Below are 16298 nucleotides of genomic sequence, written 5' to 3' on the forward strand. Positions count from 1 at the left end.
ATGAATAACACCAGCTTGGTCTTCTTTTTAAGAAGACTAAAAGGACTTAAGCGACAGCTTAAGTCCTTTTAGCGTTGGGGTTATTTTCTGATATCAGCTAAAATTTTTTGAGCAGTTTCCAAGTTAAGATGCTGGGCTGCTAGGAGCTTTTGAACGAGCGATGGAATCTCTTTTTCAGTTGCTCCAGCCAGCAAGGCTAGGGATTTGGCCTGCAGCTTCATGTGACCAGCCTGAATGCCCTTCCCGACCAAGGCCTTGAGGGCAGCGAAATTTTGAGCCAGACCCAGAGAAACGATAAGTCCAGCCAGAGTTTTTGCATCTGGCTGCCCTAGCAGGTCAAAAGCAACGCTAACACTGGGATTGAGACCAATAGATCCGCCCTTGGCCGCGATTGGCATGGGCAGGGTCAGATTTCCCCTAACTTTACCTGCCTCTCTATCATAGGTCCATTGTGAAAGCCCACGATAGGAGCCAGAAGCAGCAGCATAGGTGTGACCGCCTGCTTCAATAGCCCGCCAGTCATTGCCAGTGGCCAAAGCTAAGGCATCAATACCGTTAAAGATCCCCTTGTTATGGGTACTCGCTCGATAAGGGTCAATTTGGGCCAGTTGGGAGGCTTGCTCCAGCTTCTCAGCTAGTTTCTCAGCTTCTTCTTTGTTACGGCTGAGAAAGCGTAAGTCAACTGCACATTGGGCGGTCACCAAACTATTCGTTGCATAATTGGATAGAATGGCCATGAGGCTTTGTCCGCCAGAAAGCTCTTCTAGTTTGGGCGCTAGGGCTTCCATCATAGTATTGACCATATTGGCTCCCATAGCTTCCTGAGTATCGACTGCTAAATAGATGATGAGGAAGTTTTCTTTTTCTTCTACGGTCAGCTCTCTGGCACCGCCACCTCTCTTAACGATGGAAGGATGAGCTTGATTTGCCAAGTCAATTAGGTCTGCCTTGCGAGCTAGAATAGCTTCTTTGGCTGACTGCCAATCATTACAGCCCGTAAGCGCAACCTGCCCCAGCATCTGCCGCTGATGGATCTCGGTGGTGAAGCCGCCTGAGCGTTTAATGAGTTTAGCTGCATAGGAAGCAGCAGCTACGACAGAAGGCTCTTCAGTCACCATGGGGAGATTATAGGTCTGGCCATTGACTAAGAAATCAGGCGCCAAACTCATCGGTAAGGCTAGCCGACCAATCAAGTTTTCTGCCATCTGATTGGCAGTTTCAAGCGGAAGAAGCTCTTCCTTATTTAATTTTTCGAAGCTCGCTTGAGATAATGCCTGATTGTTTTTGAGAGCTTGCTGCCGCTCCTGCGGGCTCTTTTTAGCAAATCCTGTCCAAGATACCATGTTTGTCCTCTTTTTTGTTCGTCATTTCTTCTTGAATTATACCATAAGCGCTGATTTTCTGTAACTTCCCAAGGGATTTTGTTATAATGGGGAGGTATCAATATTCGTTAATGAGGTAAAATTATGGCTATAAAAATTGGATTGTTAGGTTTTGGGACAGTTGCTAGCGGGATCCCATTTTTGCTCAAGGAAAATGGGGATAAAATTACAGCAGCAGCTAAGGATGAGTTTGTTATTGCTAAGGTCTTGGTCAAGGACGATGATGAAAAGAACCGTCTTTTAGCAGCCGGTCATGATTATCATTTTGTCACCAATGTTGATGACATTGTAAAAGATCCAGAAATTGACATCGTCGTTGAATTGATGGGGCGGATTGAACCAGCCAAGACTTTTATCACTAAGGCTTTGGAAGCAGGCAAACATGTGGTTTCCGCCAATAAGGACCTGATTGCTACCCACGGTAAGGACATTATTGGTCTAGCTAAAGACAAGGGTTTGGCTTTCTACTATGAAGCGGCCGTGGCAGGTGGTATTCCAGTTCTACGGACATTGGCTAATTCTTTAACGTCAGACAAGGTGACACGCATTTTGGGTGTGCTCAATGGGACATCTAACTTTATGATGACCAAGATGGTTGATGAAGGCTGGACCTACGAAGACGCTTTGAAGACTGCTCAAGAGCTGGGTTATGCAGAAAGCGACCCGACCAATGATGTGGAAGGAATCGACGCTGCTTACAAGGCGGTGATTCTCAGCCAGTTTGGCTTTGGCATGACCATTGATTTTGAGGATGTCAGTCATCAAGGCATTTCCACCATTACACCTGATGATGTTGCAGTCGCTCAAGAATTAGGCTATGTCATCAAGTTGGTTGGTGATGTTCGTGAGACAGATTCTGGCATCTCTGCCCAAGTGTCTCCAACGTTCTTGCCTAAGGAGCATCCTCTGGCTAGTGTCAACGGTGTTATGAATGCTGTCTTTGTTGAGTCCATCGGTATCGGTGAGTCTATGTATTACGGTCCTGGTGCGGGGCAAAAACCAACAGCGACTTCGGTTGTAGCAGATATTATCCGCATTGGCCGCCGTATTGTAGACGGTAATGTTGGTAAATCTTTCAATGAATTCAGCCGTCCAACTCAGTTGGCTAATCCAGCTGATGTCAAGAGTGGCTATTATTTCTCTTTGACTGTTCCAGACAAGAAGGGGCAAATCTTGCGTTTGGCTGAAATCTTCAATGGCGAAGATGTTTCCTTCTCCCAAGTTCTGCAACAAAGAGGAGATGGCCAAAAAGCACAGATTGTTATTGTGACCCACGCTCTCAGTCTGACCCAATTAGAAAATGTCAAGGCAAAATTAAAAGCCCAAAGTGATTTTACTCTCTTGAACAGCTTTAAGGTATTGGGAGACTAAGATGAAAATTACAGTTCCGGCAACGTCGGCCAACCTAGGTCCGGGTTTTGATTCGGTGGGAGTGGCTCTCTCTAAATATTTGACTATTGAGGTGCTTGAGACTAGTTCTGACTGGCAAGTTGAACATGATTTGGGGGATATACCAACTGATGCTAATAACCTTTTGGTTAAAACGGCTCTAAAGGTCGCCCCTAATTTGACCCCTCATCGCATTAAGATGATTTCCGATATTCCTCTGGCTCGGGGACTTGGATCCTCTAGTTCAGTTATTGTAGCAGGGATTGAGCTAGCCGATCAATTAGCACAGTTACATCTCTCCAAACAGGAAAAGCTCCGTTTAGCCACAGAGATTGAAGGTCATCCGGACAATGTTGCACCAGCTATCTTCGGCAAGCTAGTGGTTGCTTCCTATGTTAATGGACAAGTTTCTGGTGTTAGAGCTGATTTTCCTGCCTGCGATTTCGTCGCTTTTATTCCCAACTATGAATTAAAAACCAGTGACAGCCGAGGTGTTCTGCCGACTTCTATGGCTTATAAGGAAGCTGTAGCGGCCTCCTCAATCGCCAATGTGGCGATTGCCGGTCTTTTAACAGGAGACTTGCTGACGGCTGGTAAGGCTATCCAAGGGGATCGTTTCCATGAGGCTTATCGTCAAAAATTAGTCAAGGAATTCGCTCCGATTAAGGATCTCGCTCAAGGGTTCGGAGCTTATGCAACCTACTTATCAGGGGCTGGCCCGACAGTCATGAGTTTGGTCCCGCAAGGAGAAGGGTCGGCCTTAAAAACTGCCCTAGATGACTTGGGACTGGACGGTCAAACCTTTGTCCTGACAGTTGATGAGGAAGGTGTTCGTCTTGACTAAAACGCATAAGGGACTTTTGCTCGGAGTATCAGCCTATCTGCTCTGGGCTTTTTTATCTCTCTACTGGAAACTCTTGGCTAGGGTTAATGCTTACAGTACTTTTTCTTATCGGATTATTTGGACCCTTTTGACTATGGCTGTCTATATGTTGATTAGCAAGAGCCGTCAGCGCTATAGGCATGAGTTTAGGGAGCTTTGGCTGGACAAGCGGCAGTTCTATCGAGCTGTGGCAACCGCCTTTTTGATCGCCATCAACTGGCTGACCTACATCTATGCGATAGCCAATGGTCATGCGACTGAATCCAGTCTGGGGTATTATATGATGCCACTGGTTTCGGTGCTTTTGGCCCTCGTTATTCTTAAGGAAAGTCTGACACCAGCTACTAGCTTGGCTGTTCTTATGGCGGCAGTGGGGGTGGGAGTCTTGGTCTGGCAGACCGGTCACCTGCCTTGGATTGCTTTGCTACTGGCTTTTACTTTTGGATTTTACGGCTTGTTGAAAAAGGGAATCCGGCTATCCAGCGATGTAGCTATGCTGTTTGAAGCCGGCATTATTCTGCCTTTTGTGCTGGTCTACTTGATTTTTTTCAGTCATGAAACACTGGCAGGTTACAGTCTGCTGGAAAATATCCTTCTGGCCTTATCGGGGATAGTCACAGCCATTCCTCTCTTGCTCTATGCGGAGAGTCTCAAGCGAGCCCCTTTGAATTTGATTGGTTTTATTCAGTATCTCAATCCGACCATTCAGCTCCTGATTGCCCTGACTATTTTTAAGGAAAGTCTCAGTCAGGGTCAGCTCTATGGCTTGGTGTTCATCTGGCTGGCGATTGGTCTCTTTGTTATCGGTCAGATTCTTTTACTAAAAAGGCAGAAAACTTGATTAAGTCGGGATTTTTGTTGCCCTGTGCTATACTGGCAAACGATGAGGATACTTGTGTCCCCTGTACTTTTAAAGCTTTTAAGGAAGGAAAGAGATGAATTATCAAGAAGCACTAGCTTGGATTCACAGCCGGTTGAAATTTGGGATTAAACCTGGTATCGAGCGGATGGCTTGGATGCTGGAGCAGTTGGGAGATCCTCAAGAAAATTTGCAGGCTGTTCATGTGGTCGGAACTAACGGTAAAGGCTCGGTGGTCAATAATCTCCAGCATATTTTTACAGCAGCAGGCTATCGGGTCGGTACCTTTACTTCTCCTTATATTGTTGATTTTAGGGAGCGGATTTCTGTGGACGGTCAGCTGATGCCAAAAGAAGACTTGGTCACTTGTGTAAAATTGGTTAAGCCAGTTGTCGAGGCCTTGCCAGAATCTTTAGAAGCTGCGACTGAATTTGAAGTTATCAGTCTTATTATGTTTCTTTATTTTGGTCGCCTGCATCCTGTTGATTTGGCTGTTATTGAAGCTGGCATGGGCGGACGCGATGATGCGACCAATCTTTTCCAAGCTCTTGCTGTTGTCTGCCCCTCTATCGGGTTGGATCACCAAGCTGTGCTGGGGGAGACTTATAGCCAAATCGCTCAGAATAAGGCAGGTGTGCTCAAGCTTGGTGAGCCCTTGGTCATGGCTGTAGCTCAGGAAGAAGCCAGACAGGTCTTTCTGGAGCGAGCTCAAACAGTTGGTTCGCCTGTTTATGAATGGAAGCAAGAGTTTACGTTGATGATGTCTGATAAGGCCTTGACCTTTCGCAATAGCTCGACGACTATAAGTGATTTAGCTTTAGTCATGCCTGGCCAGCATCAGGTGGCTAACGCAGCTCTAGCTATTGAAACAGCCTTGCTTCTTAAGGATCGCTATCCAAAGTTGGATGATAAAGCGATTCGTGAAGGATTGGCAAGAGCCAAATGGCTGGGGCGAACAGAGCTCCTAAGGCCCAATCTAATGATTGATGGAGCCCACAATAATGAAAGTATTCAGGCACTGGTGGAACTACTGCAGAAAGGTTATGGCGATCGAAAGATTCGGATTCTCTTTGCTGCCATTGATACCAAACCAGTCGCTACCATGCTGAAAAAATTAGACGGAGTAGGCCAGATCACTGTGACAACCTTTCCTTATCACAATAGTTTAGCCTTAGCTGATTACCCTCAGGGTTATGAGCGGGTGGCTGATTTTAAGACTTGGCTGAATCAGGTTTATCAGGAAGATTCAGCAGATTTCTATCTGATAACAGGTTCCCTTTATTTTATCTCCCAAGTTCGCAGGGAGCTTTTGAAGAATTCCCTTCAATAGGGTATAATGAAGGGAATTAAACCGTTACACGCCTGTGAAAAAACTCACCTGCCTTGAATCTCTGCGATTCATTGTCAGGTTCCCTATTTTATTTGGAGTGCTTAACGGCTTAGTATCTTATGAATTGAACACGGGACTAATTCCTTCGGAGAAAAATGACTTTTCTTGTGTGCCAGCACTCAGCGTCAAGTCTCTATTTCTCTGTCAGGCATTTTCGTTAAAGCGAGCCGTCCCTTTGTATCTTATGAAAGCATCAAGTTTAAGAGGACATTATGATCAATCAAGAAAAAGCAGAAGCAGCCATCTATCAGTTACTAGAAGCTATTGGTGAAGATCCCCAGCGTGAAGGGCTTATAGATACCCCTAAGCGCGTGGCAAAAATGTATGCTGAGATGTTTGCTGGTTTGGATAAAAATCCCAAGGATCAATTTACAGCTGTCTTTAGCGAAAATCATGAGGAAGTCGTCTTGGTTAAGGATATTCCTTTTTATTCTATGTGCGAGCATCACTTGGTGCCTTTTTACGGCGTAGCCCATGTGGCCTATCTTCCCAATCAAGGCAAGGTAACGGGTCTGTCTAAATTGGCCCGGGCTGTCGAAGTAGCCAGTAAGCGGCCCCAGTTGCAAGAACGCCTGACAGAACAGGTAGCGACAGCGCTTGAAGCAGCCTTGGCTCCTAAGGGAGTTTTTGTTATGGTCGAAGCTGAGCACATGTGCATGACTATGCGAGGAATCAAAAAGCCTGGCAGTAAGACGGTGACAACGGTTGCGCGCGGTACCTTTCAAGAAGATAAGGACCAACGCCAAGAATTATTGCACTTGATCAAGGAGTTTTAAGATGAAAATCGGATCATTTGAAGTTGCGGGAAAAGCCTGTATTATGGGGGTGCTTAATGTAACACCCGATTCTTTTTCAGACGGCGGTTCCTATACCCAACTTGAAAAAGCCCTAGCTCAGGTTGGGGCTATGATTGAAGAAGGGGCTGCTATTATTGATGTTGGTGGAGAATCGACGCGTCCAGGTGCTGATTTTGTTTCTCAGGAAGAGGAAATTGCTAGAGTTGTACCGGTTATCAAGGCTATCAAAGAAAAATACGATATTTTAGTCAGTATCGATACTTATAAAACAGGAACGGCTCGGGCAGCCCTAGAGGCAGGGGCAGATATCCTCAACGATGTCTGGGCCGGCCTCTACGATGGTCAGATGTTGGCTCTAGCAGCTGAAAAAGAGGTTCCCATCGTCCTCATGCACAATCAGGAAGATGAGGTTTATGGAGATATTACTCAAGATGTCTGTGATTTTCTCAAAGAACGAGCAGCTGCAGCCTTGGCTGCCGGCGTTGACAAGGACAATATCTGGCTAGACCCGGGCTTTGGTTTTGCCAAAAATGAGCAGCAAAATCTAGCGCTCTTAAAGGGCTTGGATCAAGTAACTAGCCTAGGTTACCCTGTTCTTTTCGGTATTTCCCGCAAACGAGTAGTTGATTATCTGCTAGGCGGTCATACTAGACCGCTGGAGCGGGATATGGGGACGGCTGCCTTATCCGGTTATGCTATTGAGAAAGGCTGCCAGATTGTTCGGGTGCATAATGTTGCTGCTAATCGTGATATTGTCAAGGTTATCAGTCAATTAAGGTGAGGAAGATGGATAAAATACTTTTGAGGGGCTGCCGTTTTTACGGTTACCATGGCGCTCTGCCAGAAGAAAACCGGCTGGGCCAGATTTTTGTAGTGGATGCGGAACTTTCTCTTGAGCTGACCCAAGCTTCTGTCAGCGATGATTTGGCCGATACGGTTCATTACGGTCTAATCTTTGACGTGATTAAGCATCAAGTTGAAAATCAGACCTATCAACTGCTGGAAAAGCTGGGAGGAGCAATTTGTCAGGCTATTTTTGAACAGTTTCCTCCTGTTCAGGCTATCCAGTTGCGAATTTTCAAGGAGAATCCCCCCATTGCCGGTCATTATGAGAGTGTTGGTGTAGAATTGGAGCGCACCCGATGAGCTCTGTTTTTCTCAGTCTCGGTTCCAATATGGGAGACCGGAAGACTTATCTGAACGAAGCTTTGGAACGATTAGGCCAACTGCCTCAAACGAGCTTAGCAGCTGTTTCCTCTATCTATCAAACACCGGCTTGGGGCCTGACAGACCAGCCTGATTTTCTCAATCTCGCCTGTCGTTTGGAGACGGACTTGTCCCCTTTGGATTTACTGCAAGCCTGCCAGAAGATAGAAAATGATTTAGGACGGGTTCGGCAGCAGCATTGGGGTCCTCGGACTTTAGATATTGATATCTTGCTCTATGGGCAAGAAGTAATAGCTGGGCCAAACTTAATCCTGCCCCATCCCTATATGAAAGAGCGGGCCTTTGTCTTGGTGCCTCTGTTGGAGTTAGATGAAAAGGCATTTGATCCAGCAACTGGTCACGCTTATCAAAGCGATTTAGCCAAACTGTCAACCGAGGCTATCGAAAAATTTTTGGGTTAAACTTCTTTACCTCACTTCTCAGTACCATTTACTTGGAAGCTTTGGGGCAGGAACGTTCTGGGAAATTTCTGCTAAATTACTAAATTTGCTAAATTCCCTGGCTGATGCTATCGCCAAAATCCCTAGTTTTTGATATAATGATTATCGGCCTTGTGCCGATTTTTTAAGGTCTTGTGACCTTTATGAGATCGGTAGGCCAGCCAGATGACTGGCCCTTATTGCTTTTGAGGCGTCTTTTCTGGTTAGACAAGAATGGAATTAAAAAATAATGTTAGAAAAAATGAAAAATGCTCTTAAGGGAATTGATATTCGCATTGATGAACCCTTGCGTCACTATACTTATACCAAGGTTGGAGGACCAGCCGATTATTTAGCTTTTCCTCGCAATCGTTACGAGTTGGCCCATATTGTCAAGTTTGCCAATGAAAATGCCATTCCATGGATGGTCTTGGGGAACGCCAGCAACCTGATCGTCCGTGAAGGAGGAATTCGCGGGTTTGTCATTATGTTTGATAAGCTGAGTACTGTTACAGTCGATGGTTATACTATCGAAGCAGAAGCTGGAGCTAATCTGATTGAAACGACTAAAGTTGCTGAATTTCATAGTTTGACCGGCTTTGAATTTGCAGCAGGGATTCCCGGTTCTATCGGTGGGGCTGTCTTTATGAATGCTGGTGCCTATGGTGGTGAAATATCCCATATTTTGGTTTCGGCCACAGTTTTGTCTAAGGAAGGAGAAATCCGAACGATTGAGGCCCGCGATATGGCTTTTGGCTATCGTCGGTCGGCTATTCAAAGTACAGGTGAAGTGGTGATTTCTGCTAAATTCGCCCTCAAGCCAGGTGTGCATTCGCAAATCAAGAATGAAATGACTCGCCTCAATCATCTGCGGCAGCTCAAGCAACCCTTGGAGTATCCATCATGCGGCTCTGTCTTTAAGCGGCCTGTTGATCATTTTGCCGGTCAACTCATTATGGAAGCTGGCTTGATGGGCCATCGTATCGGCGGTGTTGAAGTCAGCAAGAAGCATGCTGGTTTTATGGTTAATGTGGCTAATGGAACGGCTGATGATTATGAAAACCTAATTGCTGATGTCATTGAGAAGGTTCAAGCTCATTCAGGTGTTCGTTTGGAGCCAGAAGTTCGGATTATTGGAGATTACAAGTCTGAATAAAACGAGCATAACTAAAAACCGTCAAGTAGAGCTGGTTAGAGGGAATTTAGCCAGCTCTTTTTAGTTCTTATCGCCTGTGTGGAGGAAAACGAGTGTGACTAAACCAATTATTGCCTTTCGCCATGTGACGAAAACCTTCGAGGACAGCGGAACTCAGGTTCTTAAAGATATTAATTTTGAACTGGAAGAAGGAAAATTTTATACCCTTCTTGGAGCTTCTGGTTCTGGGAAATCAACCATTCTAAATATCATTGCGGGTCTCTTAGATGTGAGCTCGGGTGATGTTTATCTAGATGGCAAGCGAATTAATGATGTCCCCATCAACAAGCGGGATGTCCATACGGTTTTTCAGAATTATGCGCTTTTTCCGCATATGTCTGTTTTCGATAACGTGGCCTTCCCTTTAAAATTAAAAAAGATTGCCAAAGAAGAAATTGCGGAGCGGGTTCAGGAGGCACTCAAGATGGTGCGACTAGAAGGCTATGGCAATCGTTCCATTAAAAAGCTCTCGGGCGGTCAGCGCCAGCGGGTGGCTATTGCTAGAGCCATTATCAATCAGCCAAAGGTTGTTCTCTTAGACGAGCCTTTGTCTGCCTTGGATCTGAAATTACGGACGGAGATGCAGTATGAGCTGAGAGACCTACAGCAGCGGCTGGGAATCACCTTTGTCTTTGTCACCCATGACCAAGAAGAGGCTCTGGCCATGTCGGACTGGATTTTTGTTATGAATGAAGGTCAAATTGTTCAGTCGGGAACACCTGTAGATATCTATGACGAACCTATCAACCATTTTGTGGCGACTTTTATCGGTGAGTCCAATATCATCAATGGGATCATGATTGAGGACTATCTGGTTGAATTTAATGGCAAGCGTTTTGAGGCCGTCGATGGTGGAATGAAGCCCAATGAGGCAGTAGAAGTAGTCATTCGACCAGAAGATCTGCAGATTACTCTGCCTGAAGAGGGCAAGTTGAAGGTTACCGTCGATACCCAGCTTTTTCGTGGTGTCCACTATGAAATTATTGCCCATGATGAGCTGGATCATGAGTGGTTAATTCATTCGACGCGCAAGGCCATTGAAGGTGAAGTAATCGGGTTAAACTTTACGCCCGAGGACATTCATATCATGCGGCTCAATGAAACCGAGGAAGAGTTTGATGCCCGGATCGAAGAATACGCAGAAACAGATGAACACGAGGATGGTTTAATTAATGCCATTGAGGAGGAGCGCCATGAAGCAGACGACTAAATTCTTTGCGGTTCCTTACTTTCTCTGGCTCTTGCTTTTTGTTTTAGCTCCTCTAGTCTTGATTGTCTATCAATCTTTTTTCAATCTGCAGGGGCAGGCTAGTATTGCCAATTATGAAACCTTTTTTAGCTCTTGGACTTATCTCCGGATGAGTTTTAATTCTGTTCTCTATGCAGGGATTATTACGCTAGTGACCTTTCTGCTTAGTTATCCGACTGCTCTGGCCTTAACGAAACTCAAACATAAACAGCTTTGGCTCATGCTGATCGTGCTGCCGACTTGGATAAATCTTCTGCTCAAGGCCTATGCCTTTATGGGGATTTTTGGCCAAGAAGGCGGGGTTAATCATTTCTTGACTTTTGTGGGCCTTGGCCCTAAGCAATTGCTCTTTACAGATTTTTCTTTTATCTTTGTCGCTGCCTACATCGAGCTGCCCTTCATGATTCTGCCCATTTTTAATGCTCTGGATGACTTGGATGTCAATTTAACCAATGCCAGTCGCGACTTGGGAGCCAGTGGCTGGCAGACCTTTAGTCGGGTGATTTTTCCACTTTCTATGTCTGGCGTGCGCTCGGGTGTCCAGTCGGTCTTTATTCCCAGTCTCAGTCTCTTTATGCTGACCCGTCTAATTGGCGGTAATCGTGTGATCACACTGGGGACTGCCATCGAACAGCACTTTTTGACCACTCAGAATTGGGGTATGGGCTCTACCATCGGTGTGGTGCTCATCCTAGCCATGCTGGTTATTATGGCTCTTACTAAGGAGAGGAGAAAAAGCTTATGAAAAAGTTGAGTCATTTCTACTTGGGACTGGTCTTTGCCCTCCTCTATCTGCCGATTTTTTATTTGATTTTTTATTCTTTCAATAGTGGCGGTGACATGGCTGGCTTTTCTGGCTTCACTTGGGAGCATTACCAGCAGGTTTTCTCCGATAGCCATCTCATCTTGATTCTGGTTCAGACTTTCTTTTTGGCCTTTCTGAGTGCCTTGCTGGCGACAGTTATCGGTACCTTGGGCGCCATCTTTATCGATCAAACTAGAAGTAAGCAGCAGAATACCTTGCTCTCTCTCAACAATATCCTCATGGTTTCGCCAGATGTCATGATGGGCGCCAGTTTTTTGATTCTTTTCACGGTCCTCGGCTTCCGGCTGGGCTTTAGTTCGGTATTGCTTAGTCATATTGCCTTCTCTGTTCCCATTGTCGTTCTTATGGTCTTGCCAAGGCTCAAGGAGATGAATCAGGATATGATTCATGCCGCTTATGACTTGGGCGCTAGTTATTGGCAGATGCTCAAAGAAGTTATGCTGCCCTACCTAACGCCCAGCATTATCGCTGGCTATTTCATGGCTTTTACTTATTCCCTTGATGATTTTGCAGTGACTTTCTTTGTGACAGGAAATGGTTTCTCAACTCTCTCAGTTGAAATCTATTCACGTGCTAGGCGAGGGATTTCCTTAGAAATTAACGCGCTATCCACTATCATCTTTATCTTTTCCATTCTCTTAGTGATTGGCTATTATTTCATCAGCAAGGAAGAAGGTGATCAGCATGCGTAGATTAAATGCCTTTCTTATCGGTATTATCCTGATGATTATCGGCTTAGCCGTGCTTATGGTGACTATGGAGAAAAAGAGTAGCAGTAGTTCAAAATCCGATGGTTTAGTCGTCTATAACTGGGGAGACTATATCGACCCTGATCTCGTTACAAAGTTTCAGAAGGAAACAGGGATTGATGTCCAATATGAAACCTTTGATTCCAATGAAGCCATGTACACTAAGATTAAGCAGGGAGGAACTCGTTATGATATTACCATCCCAAGCGATTATATGATTGATAAAATGCGTCGAGAAGACCTCTTAGTTAAACTGGATAAATCACAGATTAAGGGACTGAACAATCTTGGACCGCAGTTTATGGGTAAGTCTTTTGACCCCAAAAATGATTATTCCATTCCTTATTTCTGGGGGACAGTTGGGATTGTTTACAATGATCAGCAGGTCAAAAATCCTCCCCAGCATTGGACAGATCTCTGGAATTCTCGGTATCAGAATGCCATCATGCTGGTTGATGGCGCTAGAGAGGTGATGGGACTGGGGCTTAACGCTCTAGACTACAGCCTCAATACCAAGAATATGGGGCAGTTAAATCAGGCTTCTGATAAGTTAAGCCAGTTAACACCTAATATCAAGGCCATCGTTGGGGATGAGATGAAAGGATATTTGAAAAATGGTGATGCTGCCCTAGGTGTGACTTTCTCGGGTGAAGCCAGAGATATGCTGGACGCCAATCCCCATCTTCACTATGTGTTGCCAAGTGAAGGGTCTAACCTCTGGTTTGATAATATCGTCATTCCTAAGACGGTCAAAAATAAAAAGGCCGCCTACGCCTTTATCAATTTTATGCTGAACCCTGAAAATGCAGCCCAAAATGCTGAGTATATCGGTTATGCCACACCTAATAAGGCCGCTCAAGCTCTCCTGCCAAAGGAAGTGACTTCTGATCCGGCTTTTTATCCGTCTGATCGGGTTATTAGCCATCTGGAAGTCTATGATAATCTCGGGCCTAAGTGGTTGGGCACCTACAATGATCTCTATCTGCAATTTAAGATGTATCGGCATTAAGCTGCCTCTATAACCTTGAAAGTCTGGAAGCACTAGTATTCGGACTTTTCTTATAAGCCAATGCTGGTGCTTTGAAATTTTTCTTTTGAGCTAGTGTCTGATGATGTTTAGTAAACCTTATACTCAATTAATTCAGCCAAGTTTTATGGGCTAGTATCTCTGACTTTTCCTAACCAATGGAAAATGGTAAGATAAATCTATGAAAAATATTATTCCTAAAAAAGTATCTAACTATGAACTCTTTTACGACTTAGTATTTGTTTTTGCTGTTTCAGTATTGACGGGGATGATGCACGGAAAAGGTGTCCACCTCACCTTTTTTAGTTACTTGCAATTCATTATCTCCTTTATCATGCTGATTAAACTTTGGTACCATGAGACTATGTATCTCAATAAGTATGGAGAGCGTGATCTCATGGATATTGTGACCATTATCCTCAATATGTTTGTGATTGGTTACATGGCTAGAGAGTTGACGCTGGATTGGCAAAAGACTTACGTTTCCTTTAATGTGCTCTTTTTATTGAGCAATGTTTCGGTCTTGCTCCAGTATGTCTTGCGTGCTCGAAGGTTGGGCGCTTTCAGCCAAACGATGATTTATCACATGAAGGATATCGGGGTAGACATGGCAGTCCAGATCATCTGGTTTATCTGGTTGACAGTAAATCCGCACATGAATATCTTTTGGGCCTACCTCCTCTACGGGATGAGTTTCCTATTTGTTTATCTGACACGCGCTAAGAAGGAAGATGATAAAGCCAATTTTCCTCATCTGGTGGAGCGTGTTCAACTAATTACTATCATTTATTTTGGAGAAACGCTCATTGCTAGTATCAAAACATTTGATTTAGCGACACATCCCCTAGAAGCAGTCATCAGCTTTGCCATGATTGGCCTTATGTTTATCGGCTACATCACACAGACCGCTGTCATTATGAAGCATCACCAAGAGCGTACAGGGCTTCAGATGGTTTATGTCCATGTCGTTCTCTTGATCGGTATTCTTTTTACAACCTTGATGATTGAGATGGCTGGGGATCCACATTATTTCTATGATATGAAAAATCTGCTTATCTTAGGTCTGGGTCTATTTTACGGCAGTTTGCAATTGCTGGCTCCTTATAATCGCAGGGATCTAACGTTGACACCAAAATGGCTGGCTGCTCACTTAGTCATTCTGGCTCTGCCTTTGGGACTTCTGACGCTTTATGCTAATAGTCCCATTTTAATGCTGAGTTTTGGCTTGCTAACCGGCTTAGGTCAGTTTGCAGTGGTTTGGTACCGCCTGCCTTAGGGATAGGGATACGGAGTTATGGTATTAGCTCACAGTGTTTTTGTCTTAGGGCTTTTTAGTTTCGATGATTTCTAACGTTTTATTTCCCTAAAAACAGTAGATTTTGTCTAGCTGATGAAAGATGGTAGGAGTGTTCGAAGTATTAGCAGACAGTAAGATAAAGGCTGGACAAAAATCTACTCTGCTAAAGAGATCAAAAAAAGCCATTGCTTACCTCTGTCAAGAACATGCCAAAGGGAAAATTGTTTTTATAATGGACTTGTGATGACCACTGATCCAATCCAACTAATGCCAACCATAAGGCTGTTCTTTAAGCATAATCCAAGAAATTCTAAGGCCTTCATGTTTGTCGAGTCCATCGTTACCTAGGTCGGACTGGTATTGAAGGGGTAAGATTCACGAAAAATGTTCCCAGTCTAAGTTCTGATATATGATATAATAATGGGAAACAAAGGCTTGGAGAGTAGCTATGCAAAATAAATTGACTATTAATGATATCGCTAAGCTTGCAGGGGTCGCTAAGAGTACCGTATCTAGATATTTAAACGGTGGCAGTGTCAAAGAATCAACGGCACAACACATCCAAAAAATAATGGATGAATATAATTACGAACCAAATGTCTTTGCACGATTGAGTGCTAAAAATAGTCACATTATTGGTTTAGTAGTACCTGGTTTTAATTCGGTGACAACGCCACGAATTGTTGAAGTGATTGTGGCTTATCTTAAGAAAAATGACTATACACCTTTGATGATGCACACGGACCAATCTACTGATGAAGAAATTAAGAGTATTGTTCGTCTTAGTAAAATGAATGTTGATGGCATTATCGTCCTGTCAACTGGGATTACACCAACACATGAGGAAATTATTAAAACCATTGCGCAGCCCGTCTTATTTGTGGGGCAAAGTAATGCCCATCTTCATACGGTCATTAATGATGATTACGCAGCGGGTAGAGCAGTAGGTGGACTGGTTGGGAAATCAGGAGCCAAGGCTGTTCTTTGTCTATGGGTTGACCCTCATGATATAGCCGTTGGGCAAGTTCGTAAGCAGGGAGTGATGGATGGTTTGAGTGCAAGAGGGATTTCAGATGTGGAATTTGTTTATACGACATTTGACTATAGAGAGGCCATTGAGTCACTTAAAAGCTCCCTTGACCCCAAGCGGTTTCCTGATGCTATCATCTGTGCGACAGACCGTCTAGCTCAAGCGGCCTACAAGGTATTACCGAGTTACCACATTACCATTGGTAAGGATATTTCAGTTGTAGGTTTTGGGGAGTACGAAACAAGTGCCCTGCTAAATCCGCCTCTAACCTCTGTTAAATTTGACTGGTATAGTACAGGTATTATCAGTGGTGAAAGTATTCTTCAAATGATTCAAGGAAAACCAGTGAGCAATATTCAAGTGATTCCTTTTGAGCTATTTGAACGTGCTAGTCTTGTTCAAAAGGAGGGAGAGTAAGACTCAACCAGAGCTTTTTAACCCATCTCCGCACAGTTGATTAAGTTCTCAATAGCCACTAGCTATTGAAAGACTATGACTTGCATGGTAGTTAAAGAGTCCAGTGGACTGTTTAAGAGGGCACCTGAAAATGGGACTGCGCCCTCACCTAAGATAAGGACT

General features: G+C 44.4%; 16 protein-coding genes and 1 pseudogene. 16 read left to right on the plus strand and 1 reads right to left on the minus strand.

Annotated elements, in window-relative coordinates; genetic code table 11:
• Nucleotides 1–80 precede the first annotated feature (80 nt).
• A complete protein-coding gene (locus tag ACFSN5_RS04695) occupies nucleotides 81–1343 on the minus strand; it encodes a hydroxymethylglutaryl-CoA reductase, degradative (RefSeq protein WP_165211271.1) in 1263 nt (420 codons plus the stop codon).
• Nucleotides 1344–1466: 123 nt separating this feature from the next.
• Here ACFSN5_RS04695 and ACFSN5_RS04700 point away from each other — a divergent pair, with 123 nt between their 5' ends.
• From ACFSN5_RS04700 to ACFSN5_RS04775, 16 genes and pseudogenes are all read left to right on the plus strand, one after another.
• The gene (locus tag ACFSN5_RS04700; protein ID WP_165211268.1) at nucleotides 1467–2753 is read left to right on the plus strand and encodes a homoserine dehydrogenase; all 1287 of its coding nucleotides are present in this window, start codon (nucleotides 1467–1469) and stop codon (nucleotides 2751–2753) included.
• A gap of 1 nt (nucleotide 2754) precedes the next feature.
• On the plus strand, nucleotides 2755–3615 hold the full coding sequence (gene thrB / locus ACFSN5_RS04705) for a homoserine kinase (protein WP_165211265.1): 861 nt from the start codon (nucleotides 2755–2757) through the stop codon (nucleotides 3613–3615).
• Nucleotides 3608–4495 carry an EamA family transporter RarD gene (gene rarD / locus ACFSN5_RS04710; RefSeq protein ID WP_165329249.1) on the plus strand — a complete coding sequence of 296 codons (888 nt, stop codon included), beginning with the start codon at nucleotides 3608–3610 and terminating at the stop codon, nucleotides 4493–4495. Before thrB ends, rarD begins: the two co-directional genes overlap by 8 nt.
• Nucleotides 4496–4589: 94 nt before the next feature.
• Nucleotides 4590–5843: a bifunctional folylpolyglutamate synthase/dihydrofolate synthase gene (locus ACFSN5_RS04715; protein WP_165211259.1), complete on the plus strand. Its 1254-nt coding sequence runs from the start codon at nucleotides 4590–4592 to the stop codon at nucleotides 5841–5843.
• 272 nt (nucleotides 5844–6115) lie between these two features.
• The gene (gene folE, locus ACFSN5_RS04720) at nucleotides 6116–6679 is read left to right on the plus strand and encodes a GTP cyclohydrolase I FolE (RefSeq protein ID WP_165211256.1); all 564 of its coding nucleotides are present in this window, start codon (nucleotides 6116–6118) and stop codon (nucleotides 6677–6679) included.
• Between the two features lies 1 nt (nucleotide 6680).
• Entirely contained in the window at nucleotides 6681–7481 is an 801-nt protein-coding gene (gene folP / locus ACFSN5_RS04725) for a dihydropteroate synthase (RefSeq protein WP_165211253.1), read from the plus strand.
• Nucleotides 7482–7486: 5 nt separating this feature from the next.
• Nucleotides 7487–7846 carry a dihydroneopterin aldolase gene (gene folB / locus ACFSN5_RS04730; RefSeq protein ID WP_004225575.1) on the plus strand — a complete coding sequence of 120 codons (360 nt, stop codon included), beginning with the start codon at nucleotides 7487–7489 and terminating at the stop codon, nucleotides 7844–7846.
• Entirely contained in the window at nucleotides 7843–8328 is a 486-nt protein-coding gene (folK, locus tag ACFSN5_RS04735; RefSeq protein WP_165211250.1) for a 2-amino-4-hydroxy-6-hydroxymethyldihydropteridine diphosphokinase, read from the plus strand. The genes folB and folK overlap by 4 nt, the downstream gene beginning before the upstream one ends.
• Nucleotides 8329–8596: 268 nt before the next feature.
• The gene (murB, locus tag ACFSN5_RS04740; RefSeq protein ID WP_165329250.1) at nucleotides 8597–9502 is read left to right on the plus strand and encodes a UDP-N-acetylmuramate dehydrogenase; all 906 of its coding nucleotides are present in this window, start codon (nucleotides 8597–8599) and stop codon (nucleotides 9500–9502) included.
• A gap of 94 nt (nucleotides 9503–9596) precedes the next feature.
• Nucleotides 9597–10751: an ABC transporter ATP-binding protein gene (locus tag ACFSN5_RS04745; RefSeq protein WP_165329251.1), complete on the plus strand. Its 1155-nt coding sequence runs from the start codon at nucleotides 9597–9599 to the stop codon at nucleotides 10749–10751.
• Complete coding sequence (locus ACFSN5_RS04750) at nucleotides 10735–11535, plus strand: ABC transporter permease (RefSeq protein ID WP_165329252.1); 801 nt, start codon at nucleotides 10735–10737, stop codon at nucleotides 11533–11535. The genes ACFSN5_RS04745 and ACFSN5_RS04750 overlap by 17 nt, the downstream gene beginning before the upstream one ends.
• Nucleotides 11532–12308, plus strand: a complete 777-nt coding sequence (locus tag ACFSN5_RS04755) for an ABC transporter permease (RefSeq protein WP_165211241.1) — start codon at nucleotides 11532–11534, stop codon at nucleotides 12306–12308. Before ACFSN5_RS04750 ends, ACFSN5_RS04755 begins: the two co-directional genes overlap by 4 nt.
• Nucleotides 12301–13374 (plus strand): ABC transporter substrate-binding protein, encoded by a 1074-nt coding sequence (locus ACFSN5_RS04760; RefSeq protein WP_165211238.1) that lies wholly within the window; start codon nucleotides 12301–12303, stop codon nucleotides 13372–13374. The genes ACFSN5_RS04755 and ACFSN5_RS04760 overlap by 8 nt, the downstream gene beginning before the upstream one ends.
• Before the next feature lie 199 nt (nucleotides 13375–13573).
• Nucleotides 13574–14668, plus strand: coding sequence for a low temperature requirement protein A (locus ACFSN5_RS04765; RefSeq protein WP_165329253.1), 1095 nt, complete (start codon nucleotides 13574–13576; stop codon nucleotides 14666–14668).
• A 466-nt stretch (nucleotides 14669–15134) separates the two neighbouring features.
• Nucleotides 15135–15275 (plus strand): annotated as a pseudogene (locus tag ACFSN5_RS04770) (LacI family DNA-binding transcriptional regulator); the annotation flags it as partial.
• Nucleotides 15261–16136, plus strand: coding sequence for a trehalose repressor (locus ACFSN5_RS04775; protein ID WP_277423762.1), 876 nt, complete (start codon nucleotides 15261–15263; stop codon nucleotides 16134–16136). The pseudogene ACFSN5_RS04770 and the gene ACFSN5_RS04775, both read left to right, overlap by 15 nt.
• The last annotated feature ends 162 nt before the right edge of the window (nucleotides 16137–16298 follow it).

Origin of the sequence: Streptococcus tangpeifui, assembly GCF_044503215.1 — a bacterium.
GTDB lineage: Bacteria > Bacillota > Bacilli > Lactobacillales > Streptococcaceae > Streptococcus > Streptococcus tangpeifui.